General features: G+C 69.9%; 11 protein-coding genes. 5 read left to right on the top strand and 6 right to left on the bottom strand.

Going from position 1 to position 8,900, the window contains the following annotated elements:
- Positions 1-30 precede the first annotated feature (30 nt).
- The 3 genes from coaA (at position 31) to AC0HS0_RS00550 (ending at position 1,782) form a co-directional block, all read left to right on the top strand.
- The gene (gene coaA / locus AC0HS0_RS00560; protein WP_472960915.1) at positions 31-999 is read left to right on the top strand and encodes a type I pantothenate kinase; all 969 of its coding nucleotides are present in this window, start codon (positions 31-33) and stop codon (positions 997-999) included.
- 131 nt (positions 1,000-1,130) lie between these two features.
- Positions 1,131-1,454 carry a helix-turn-helix domain-containing protein gene (locus AC0HS0_RS00555; protein WP_472960913.1) on the top strand — a complete coding sequence of 108 codons (324 nt, stop codon included), beginning with the start codon at positions 1,131-1,133 and terminating at the stop codon, positions 1,452-1,454.
- A gap of 4 nt (positions 1,455-1,458) precedes the next feature.
- Positions 1,459-1,782 (top strand): helix-turn-helix domain-containing protein, encoded by a 324-nt coding sequence (locus tag AC0HS0_RS00550; protein ID WP_472960911.1) that lies wholly within the window; start codon positions 1,459-1,461, stop codon positions 1,780-1,782.
- 36 nt (positions 1,783-1,818) lie between these two features.
- Here the strand turns inward: AC0HS0_RS00550 and glmM are convergent, their stop codons facing one another.
- From glmM to rplM, 3 genes are read right to left on the bottom strand one after another with little or no spacing between them, the layout of a single operon-like run.
- On the bottom strand, positions 1,819-3,180 hold the full coding sequence (glmM, locus tag AC0HS0_RS00545) for a phosphoglucosamine mutase (protein WP_472960910.1): 1,362 nt from the start codon (positions 3,178-3,180) through the stop codon (positions 1,819-1,821).
- Between the two features lie 27 nt (positions 3,181-3,207).
- Positions 3,208-3,705 (bottom strand): 30S ribosomal protein S9, encoded by a 498-nt coding sequence (gene rpsI / locus AC0HS0_RS00540; RefSeq protein WP_472960909.1) that lies wholly within the window; start codon positions 3,703-3,705, stop codon positions 3,208-3,210.
- Positions 3,706-3,754: 49 nt separating this feature from the next.
- Positions 3,755-4,201 (bottom strand): 50S ribosomal protein L13, encoded by a 447-nt coding sequence (gene rplM / locus AC0HS0_RS00535; protein ID WP_472960907.1) that lies wholly within the window; start codon positions 4,199-4,201, stop codon positions 3,755-3,757.
- Positions 4,202-4,472: 271 nt separating this feature from the next.
- Here rplM and AC0HS0_RS00530 point away from each other — a divergent pair, with 271 nt between their 5' ends.
- Together AC0HS0_RS00530 and AC0HS0_RS00525 are read left to right on the top strand one after the other, a co-directional pair.
- Positions 4,473-5,654 (top strand): sensor histidine kinase, encoded by a 1,182-nt coding sequence (locus AC0HS0_RS00530; protein WP_472960905.1) that lies wholly within the window; start codon positions 4,473-4,475, stop codon positions 5,652-5,654.
- Entirely contained in the window at positions 5,651-6,295 is a 645-nt protein-coding gene (locus tag AC0HS0_RS00525) for a response regulator (protein ID WP_472960904.1), read from the top strand. Before AC0HS0_RS00530 ends, AC0HS0_RS00525 begins: the two co-directional genes overlap by 4 nt.
- Positions 6,296-6,315: 20 nt before the next feature.
- On the opposite strand, the gene AC0HS0_RS00520 is transcribed toward AC0HS0_RS00525, so the two are convergent.
- From AC0HS0_RS00520 to rplQ, 3 genes are all read right to left on the bottom strand, one after another.
- Entirely contained in the window at positions 6,316-7,182 is an 867-nt protein-coding gene (locus AC0HS0_RS00520; RefSeq protein ID WP_472960901.1) for a tRNA pseudouridine synthase A, read from the bottom strand.
- Positions 7,182-8,222, bottom strand: a complete 1,041-nt coding sequence (locus AC0HS0_RS00515; protein ID WP_472960900.1) for a GNAT family N-acetyltransferase — start codon at positions 8,220-8,222, stop codon at positions 7,182-7,184. Before AC0HS0_RS00515 ends, AC0HS0_RS00520 begins: the two co-directional genes overlap by 1 nt.
- 96 nt (positions 8,223-8,318) lie before the next feature.
- Positions 8,319-8,897, bottom strand: coding sequence for a 50S ribosomal protein L17 (rplQ, locus tag AC0HS0_RS00510; RefSeq protein WP_472960899.1), 579 nt, complete (start codon positions 8,895-8,897; stop codon positions 8,319-8,321).
- Positions 8,898-8,900: the final 3 nt, after the last annotated feature.

Raw genomic sequence — 8,900 nt, 5'->3', positions numbered from 1 at the left:
TATCGTGGGCGCACCTTAGACTTGTCGCCTATGGCTGAGAACGGCGCCGCTCGCGGCGGATCCACGGCGAACGGCGAGTCCAGCACTCCCTATGTGGAGCTGAGCCGCGCCGACTGGGCCGAGCTCGCGCAGAACACGCGGCTGCCGCTCCTGGAGACCGAGATCGTCCAGTTGCGGGGCCTGGGCGACCCGCTCGACCTCCGGGAGGTCGAGGAGGTCTACCTCCCCCTCAGCCGACTGCTCAACCTCTACGTGGGCGGCACCAAGCAGCTGCATCGGGTCACCAGCGACTTCCTCGGCGAGCGAGCGCAACCCACGCCGTTCGTGATCGGTGTCGCCGGCTCGGTCGCGGTGGGCAAGTCGAGCATCGCCCGACTCATGCGCGAGTTGCTCTCGCGGTGGGACGACACCCCTCGCGTCGAGCTGGTCACGACCGACGGCTTCCTTCTGCCGAACGCCGAACTGGAGCGCCGCGGACTGATGGAGCGCAAGGGCTTCCCCGAGTCGTACGACCGTCGCGCGCTGCTCCGCTTCGTCACCGAGGTGAAGAGCGGAGCACCGGAGGTCCGTGCACCGTTCTACTCGCACCTCAGCTACGACATCGTGCCCGACGCCGAGATCGTGGTGCGGCGGCCGGACGTCCTCATCGTCGAGGGCCTCAACGTTCTCCAGCCTGCCGGCGGCGGCAACAGGCTCGCGGTGAGCGACCTGTTCGACTTCAGCGTCTACGTCGACGCCCGCACCCGCGACATCGCCCACTGGTACGAGGAGCGCTTCCTCAAGCTGCAGCGCGGCGCGTTCGCGAACCCCAAGTCGTACTTCCACCGGTATTCGCAGCTCAGCGAGGGCCAGGCCCGGGAGCGCGCGGCCTCCATCTGGTCGGCGATCAACGAGCCCAACCTCGTCCAGAACATCCGGCCCACGCGCTCGCGTGCGAAGCTCGTCCTGCGGAAGGACGCCGACCACACCGTGAGCTCGGTGCTGCTGCGCAAGCTCTAGGGGCGTCCGTCAGGTCCGGGTGGCGCGGGGATCGCGAATCTCGATGCGAATCCGTATCTCACGCATAGGGATTGAACACATGATGTCCGCGCACTCTGGGATGGCAACCCGGCGGGAAACAGTGTGGATGTATGTCGCCGACACGTTTCGAAGCCTCACGGATGCTCGGCGAACGGCTGCGCCGGCGACGCATGCAGCTGCAGATCTCGCAGGCCGACGTCGCAGCCTTGAGCCAGGTCGACCTCGCCAATTACGGTCGCGTCGAGCGCGGCATCGGCAACCCGACCTTCCAGACGCTCTTGCAGCTCGCTGTGACGCTAGAGATCGACCCGAGCGAACTCCTGGAAGGGCTGGCCGACCTCGAGCTCCTTCCGGAGCCGGAGCATGCGTTCTCGCCCTCCGATTTCGTCCAGGAGCAGCTCAGACTTCGTGAGCGACCCGACGGGAAGGGGTGACCAGGTGCCCGCCGCCACTCCTCCCACGTCCGAAGCCACCCGCATCCTCGGCAGCCGTCTGCGCGACCGGAGGACCGACCTCGGCCTGACCCAGTACACCGTCGCGCACGAGAGCGCCGCCGATCTCGCCAATTACGGCAAGCTCGAACGCGGGATCGGCAATCCGACCCTGTTGACGCTCCTGCGCCTCTTCGTGACCCTGGACATGCGACCGGGGACCGCTCTGGCGGGCCTCGCCGATCGCGACCTCTTCCCGGACGACATCAGGCCGTTCACCGTGACGGAGTACCGCACGGCCAAGGAACACCACAACCGGCCGAACAGCTGAGGGCACGTCCGGCCCGAACACCCGAGCGCCCGGGCTTCAGACGCTGAGCCGCTCCCGCACCACGTCGGCGAGCTCGTTGGCAAGGCGCTCGGCGGTGTGCTGGTCGGCCGCCTCCACCATGACCCGCACCAGCGGCTCGGTACCGGAAGGACGGAGCAGCACGCGGCCGCTGTCGCCGAGCGCAGCCTCCGCCGTCTGAACGGCCAGCTGGAGGGGCTCATCGGTGTGCACCGCGTGGTGATCGACGCCCTTCACGTTCACCATGACCTGCGGGTAGACCGTCATGACCTTCGCCAGCTCCGCAAGTGACTTGCGCTGGCGCGCCATCTCGCTGAGGAGGTGCAGACCAGTGAGGATGCCGTCGCCGGTGGTCGCGAACTCGCGCATGATGACGTGTCCCGACTGCTCGCCGCCGAGGGCGAAGTCGTTCCGGTTCATCTCCTCGAGCACATAACGGTCGCCGACCGCGGTCTCGACGATGCGGATGCCGTGCTCGCGCATGGCGATCTTGAGGCCGAGGTTGCTCATCACGGTCGCCACGAGCGTGTCGTCGGTGAGCTTGCCGCGCTCCTTCATTCCGACAGCGAGGATCGCCATGATCTGGTCGCCGTCGACGATGTTGCCGTCGGCGTCGATCGCCAGGCAGCGGTCGGCGTCGCCGTCGTGCGCGATGCCGACGTCGGCGCCCGCGGCGAGAACGGCCTCGGCGAGCTTGTCGAGGTGCGTCGAGCCGACACCGTCGTTGATGTTCATCCCATCGGGCGAGTCGCCGATGACGGTCACTCGTGCACCGGCATCGGTGAACACCTCGGGCGAGATGCCGGCGGCGGCGCCGTGAGCGCAGTCGAGCACGACGTGGATGCCGTCGAGGCGATGCGGGAGGCTCGCGAGAAGATGCACGACGTAGCGGTCCTCCGCGTCCGCGAAACGGCGGATGCGGCCGACCTCCGCGCCGGTCGGCGTGAGCTTCTCCATGTCGAGGTGCTGCTCGATGCGGTCCTCGACGACGTCGGGGAGCTTGGTGCCGCCGCGGGCGAAGATCTTGATCCCGTTGTCGGGGGCGGGGTTGTGCGAGGCCGAGACCATCACACCGAAGTCGGCGTCGAAGTCGGCGATGAGGAAGGCCGTGGCCGGCGTGGGGATGACACCGGCGTCGTAGACGTCGATGCCGGAGCTGGCCAGCCCGGCCGCGACAGCGGCCGAGAGGAATTCGCCGGAGACCCGGGGGTCGCGGGCGACGATCGCCAGCGGGCGCTTGCCCGCGGCGCGCCGAGCCTCCGCGCTGCGGCCTCGCGTCAGGACAGCCGCAGCTGCCTGAGCGAGACCGAGCGCGAGGTCGGCGGTGAGCGTACCGTTCGCGAGTCCGCGGACTCCGTCGGTTCCGAAAAGGCGGGGCATGAACCGAAGCCTAAGCGCTGACGGGGATCAGCGCTTGGAGAACTGCGAAGCCTTGCGCGCCTTCTTGAGCCCGGCCTTCTTGCGCTCGGTGACGCGAGCGTCACGAGTGAGGAAGCCGGCCTTCTTGAGGGTCGGACGGTTGTTCTCGCGGTCGATCTCGTTCAGCGCACGGGCGATGGCGAGGCGCAGCGCGCCGGCCTGGCCCGAGGGGCCGCCGCCGGTGATGCGGGCGACGACGTCGTAAGCGCCGATGAGGTCGAGGACCTTGAAGGGATCGGTGATCAGCTGCTGGTGCAGCTTGTTCGGGAAGTAGTCCGCGAACTCACGGCCGTTGACCGTGATGGTTCCGGAGCCCGGGACCAGGCGCACGCGCGCGATGGCCTCCTTGCGACGGCCCACGGCCGCGCCGGGAACGGAGAGGACGGGACGCGGGGCCGCGGGGGCCGCGCTCTCGGGGGTCTCGGTCGAGTAGGACTCGACGTTCTCGACCTGAGCCGAGTCGATGCTGTCTGCGATCTTCGCCACGGTGGTGATAATCCTTTGTCTTAAGTCAGTCGTGAAGGTCGTGGATCGCTTACTGGGCGACCTGGCCGAGCGTGTACTGCTTCGGCTGCTGGGCGGCGTGCGGGTGCTCGCTTCCGGTGTAGACCTTCAGCTTGCGGAGCTGGGCGCGGCCGAGGGAGTTCTTCGGCAGCATGCCGCGGACGGCCTTCTCGACGGCGCGAACCGGGTTCTTCTCGAGCAGCTCGGAGTAGGTGGTGGCCTTGAGGCCGCCCGGGTAGCCCGAGTGGCGGTAGGCCTTCTTCTGAGCCGCCTTCTGACCGGTGAGGGCCACCTTGTCGGCGTTGACGATGATCACGAAGTCGCCGCTGTCCATGTGCGGAGCGAACGTCGGCTTGTGCTTGCCGCGGAGGAGGGCGGCGGTGTGGCTGGCGAGACGGCCGAGCACGACATCGGTCGCGTCGATGACGACCCAGTCGTGCTGGATCTCGTCTGCCTTCGGGGTGTAAGTGCGCGTCACAGTAGTGGCTGCTTTCTGTATCGAACGGAGGAGTTCGTGAATCCCGCTCCGATGGGGGTTGCCCTCCCGAGGGGAGGGGAACCGGGGCCGGTGGAGGGCTCACGTTCGCGTGCCGCGCCGCAGGAGGCGCAGACACCAAGGGTCAATACTACGCGACACGCCCGGAGGCGGTCAAACCGGGCAGCCGATGGGAGGGTCGGCCTCCGCCCTCAGGCTGAAATCGCAGGCCGCCTGGCCTTCGAGAGCCGGCGCTCACCCTAGCGTGATCAGCATGAGAGACCTCCTGAACCGCGGCCGCTGGCTGGCTGAGCCCGTCGCGGCCATCGTGTTCTTCGTTCTCTGGGCGTTCGCCTCGGTCGGTACGCACCAGATCCTCCCTGGCATGTTGCGCTCGGTCCTGCCGTTCTGGGCGTTCCTCCTGCTGCTCTCGGTGGCGATCGGATGCGCACGGCTCCAACCCGTCGTCGCGATGTCGGCCGCCACCGCCGCGCTGCTCGGTCAGCTCATCCTGCCGAATGCGCCGGCGCCGGAGATCTTCCTCGGCTTCGGTGTCGTGGTGCTGATCGTCTCGGCGACGGTGCGCGGTCGCTGGTCGGCTGTGGCACTCGCATTCGCCGTGGGCGCCGGTGTCTCGATCGCGGGGCTCCTCTGCTACATCTACGGAGTCGACCGCAGCGAACCGGCGCTCCGCCCGACCCTCTTCATCGCGCTCCCCTTCGTCGGCGCCTTCCTCTGGCTGACCGGCACGTACATCGGCCTCCGTGCGCGAGCCGTCGCGGACCAGTGGGCGCTCGGGCGGACGACGGCGGAGCTAGAACGCGTCGAGGTGGACGCGACCGTGTCGGAGGAACGCGAGCGCATCGCCCAGGATGTGCACGACATCATGGCGCACTCGCTCTCCGTCATCCTCGCGCAGGCGGACGGCGCACGGTTCCTGGCCGACGAGCGTCCCGACGCGGTCCCGGCATCGCTCGCCACCATCGCGGAGACCGCGCGCACCTCGCTCACCGAGGTCAGGGTGCTGATCGAGACGCTCGTCTCCGAGCCGCAGGGCCACTCCACACCGGCTCTCAGCGACCTCGACGAGCTCGTACAGCGCCTCCGCGATGCGGGTCTCGGCGTCGAGGCGGAGCGGTTCGGCGAGGCGGACGGCCTCACGACGGCGCAGGAGCTGGCCGCCTACCGCATCGTGCAGGAGAGCCTGACGAACGCGCTGAAGCACGGCGGCCGGGGAGCGGCGGCCCGGGTCGTCCTCGACGCGCGCGCACCCGGGCTCGCGCTGAGCATCTCCTCGACCGGCCGGCGCGTCGTCGCCGCGCAGCCCGGCGGACGCGGCCTTCACGGCATGCGCGAACGCGCCAGGTTGGCCGGCGGCTGGCTCGAGGCGGGCGAGGACGATGCCCCGGGCGGCTACCTCGTGACCGGGTATATCCCGGCAGGGGTGCCGGCGTGAGCGCGATCCGCGTCGCCGTTGTCGATGATCAGCCCCTGTTCTGCTCCGGGATGGGGATGCTCATCGAGTCCCAGCCGGACCTGGAGTTCGCAGGGTCCGCCGACGACGGCCTCACCGGCCTCGAACTCGCACGCGACCTGAGACCGGATGTGATGCTCATGGATGTGCGCATGCCCCGACTCGATGGCATCGGCGCGACACGGCGCATCCGCTCCGAACTGCCGGGCGGCGGACCGAAGATCGTCGTCCTCACCACCTTCGAACGCGATCATGCCGTCGCCGCGGCCCTGCGCGCCGGCGCCGACGGCTTCATCATGAAGGACACGACACCGGAGTTCGTCCTCGCCGCCATCCGCACCGTCCACGCCGGGCACGCCGTGGTCGCACCGAAGGACACGGCGGCGCTGCTGCGCGACGGTATGCACCCCGCCCGGCCGGAGGCCATCGCCGCGCTCTCCGCACGCGAGAAGGAGGTCTTCCTCCTCGCGGCGCGCGGGCTCAGCAACGCCGAGGCAGGTCAGGCGGCGTTCATTTCCGAGGCGACCGTGAAGAGCCACATGCGCAGCATCCTGCAAAAACTGGGGCTGACCTCGCGCGTCCAGGTCGTGGCCTTCGCGCACGAGAACGGGCTCGTGCGCTGACGCGCCCGCATCGTGCGCCCTCAGAGCGTTCGCAGCCCGCGGGTCTGCTCCGCCCGCAACGCCAGCTCGGCGTCGCCCGGGTAGCCGACCTCCATCAGCGTGAGCCCCCGCGCGGGCATCACCTTGAAGGCGCTGGTCCGCAGCCGCGCATCGCGCAACTCGACGAGGTCGCCGGGGGCCAGCGACCCCTCCCCCACTTCGACGCATGCCCCGACCAGCGCGCGCACCATGCTGTGGCAGAACGCGTCCGCGAGCACCTCGCCCACGAGCACTCCGTCGTCGTCGCGGCGCCACGAGAAGTCGAGAAGCGTGCGGATGGTCGTGGCGCCCTCCCGCGCTTTGCAGTAGCTCGCGAAGTCGTGGAGGCCGAGGAGGCCGTGCGCAGCAACGTCCATCGCCCGCGCGTCCAGATCGGCGGAGACCCACGCGGTGCGGTGCCGCTGCAGCGGGTCGCGCAAGGCGATCCGGTCGGCGACCCGGTACTCGTAGCGTCGCCATACCGCGGAGAACCGGGCGTCGAACCCGGTCGGCGCCTCGCTCGCCCGCAGCACGACGACGTCGGAGACCGGGCCGAGGACCCCGTTCACACGTCGGGCGAGCGCATCCTGCGCCGCCAGCGGCGGACGCTTGCCGTGCGGCTTCCGGAGCACCGCGACCTGCTCGGCCGAGAGGTCGACGTGCGCCACCTGGCCGCGCGCGTGGACGCCCGCGTCCGTGCGGCCGGCGACGGTGAGCAGCGGAGGCTCCCCCGCACGCCGGAAGATCGTCGCCAGTGCCGCCTCCAGCTCGCCCTGGACGGTGCGGAGGGCGGGCTGCCGCCCCCAGCCGTTGAAATCGGTGCCCTGGTAGGCGATGTCGAGCCGGAATCGGGTCGCCTCGTCGGTCATCAGTACTCCCGCACCAGCCCGGTCTCAGAGAAGGTCGTCACGAACCCCATCCCGGTGTAGAGCCCGAGCGCGCCGCTGGGGTTGTCCGCGTCGACGTCGAGCACCGCCTTCTGCCAGCCGCGCCGCGCGCTCTCGTTCAGCACAGCGCCGAGCAACGCGGGCGCGATCCGGCGCCCGCGGTGCCCGCGCGTGACCGCGACGGTCGAGATGTAGGGGCCGGAGAAGCCCTGCGCCTCCCAGTCGTCCTCGTTGACGTCGCTGAGGATGACGCCGGCGACCTCCTCACCCGCGAACGCCACGAACGACACCTCGGGGGCGAACGTGCCGCCGATCAGGCTGGCCCACTGCTCGTCGCTCAACGGCTGGCTTCCCCAATGGTCGAGGAAGGCCTCGTCGCGGGCGGCGTGCACGGCCTCCGCCAGCTCCGCCGCATAGGGGACGATCCGCACGGCCTCGGTGGGCACGACGTCCGGGATCGGCGCGGCGAGGTCGCGCTCCATCGTGTGGAACCAGCGCACCGCCTTGAAGCCGGCGGCCGTCAGCAACTGCTCGCGATCGGGAGCGCGGGTGTCCGCGTATCCGACCAGCCAGCCGGGGAGGCGCTTGTCCAGGGCGGCGAGCTTCTGCTCACCCCGCGCCCGTTGCCAGGCGACCAGCTCCCGCCCGATGCCGATGCCACGGTGGTCGGGGTGCACCGCCCCGTTCAGGAACTCGCGCACCAGCGTGATCTGCCGCGGCGGCTCCAGGATCGAACCGACCGCCACCACGGCGCCGTCGTGCCCGACCGCGAGCAACGTATCGCGCTCGAGGTCGACGAAGCTGAACCCGAGGTCGTCCTCCACCTCTTCTCGCGTGGTGAGGTAGTTGGGATGGTCGACTGCGTCGCTCGCCTTCAGCACGGCGTGGACCGCGTCGACGTCGTCTTTCGTGATCGGTCGCCACTCGGCGACCGCTGGATGCTGCGGCCGGTACGTCGGAGGCGCCTCCACGCGCTCGTTCAGCGGCGGAAGGGTCGTCTCGATGGATTCTGGCCCCGGCATCCCGCCAGCCTAGCGGCGTGCGGACCCTCGTGCCGGAACGGCAAGACGCCCCGCATCCGGATGGATGCGGGGCGTCTCGTCGATGAAGCGGGAGGCTCAGGCCTTCTCGGCCTCGTCCTCTGCGGTCGTCTCGCCGGCGGCCTCGGCGTCGCCGGTGGCCTCCTCGACGACCTCTGCCTCGGCAGCGGTGGTCTCCTCGGTGGCGGCGTCCTCGGTGGCGGCCTCCTCAGCGGAGGTCTCCTCCTCGACGACCGGCTCCTCGGCGGGAGCGGCCTTCGGGGCCTCCGCCTTCTTGGCGGGCTTGGCCTTCGGGGCGACGGGCTCGAGCACGAGCTCGATCTGCGCCATCGGCGCGTTGTCGCCCTTGCGGAAGCCGAGCTTGGTGATGCGGGTGTAGCCGCCCTCACGCTCGGCGACCAGCGGCGCGATCTCGGTGAAGAGCTCGTGCACGACGCTCTTGTCGCCGATGACGGCGAGCACGCGGCGGCGCGCGTGCAGGTCGCCGCGCTTCGCGAACGTGATCAGACGCTCGGCGTAGGGACGCAGACGCTTGGCCTTCGTCTCGGTCGTCTTGATGCTCTTGTGCGTGAACAGCGCGGCGGCCAGGTTGGCGAGCATCAGACGCTCGTGCGCGGGACCGCCTCCGAGGCGGGGGCCCTTCGTGGGCTTAGGCATGAT

Source organism: Leifsonia sp. PARNA 1/14 (genome assembly GCF_055720965.1).
The sequence above is the reverse complement of the archived record's forward strand: the minus strand, read 5'-3'. Positions and strand labels throughout refer to the sequence as shown.

Bases quoted from the DNA above. Each gene is read 5' to 3' on its own strand.
- coaA (WP_472960915.1), top strand. From the start codon at position 31: ATGGCTGAGAACGGCGCCGCTCGCGGCGGATCCACGGCGAACGGCGAG.
- AC0HS0_RS00555 (WP_472960913.1), top strand. From the start codon at position 1,131: ATGTCGCCGACACGTTTCGAAGCCTCACGGATGCTCGGCGAACGGCTG.
- glmM (WP_472960910.1), bottom strand. From the start codon at position 3,180: ATGCCCCGCCTTTTCGGAACCGACGGAGTCCGCGGACTCGCGAACGGT.
- AC0HS0_RS00530 (WP_472960905.1), top strand. From the start codon at position 4,473: ATGAGAGACCTCCTGAACCGCGGCCGCTGGCTGGCTGAGCCCGTCGCG.
- AC0HS0_RS00520 (WP_472960901.1), bottom strand. From the start codon at position 7,182: ATGACCGACGAGGCGACCCGATTCCGGCTCGACATCGCCTACCAGGGC.
- AC0HS0_RS00515 (WP_472960900.1), bottom strand. From the start codon at position 8,222: ATGCCGGGGCCAGAATCCATCGAGACGACCCTTCCGCCGCTGAACGAG.
- rplQ (WP_472960899.1), bottom strand. From the start codon at position 8,897: ATGCCTAAGCCCACGAAGGGCCCCCGCCTCGGAGGCGGTCCCGCGCAC.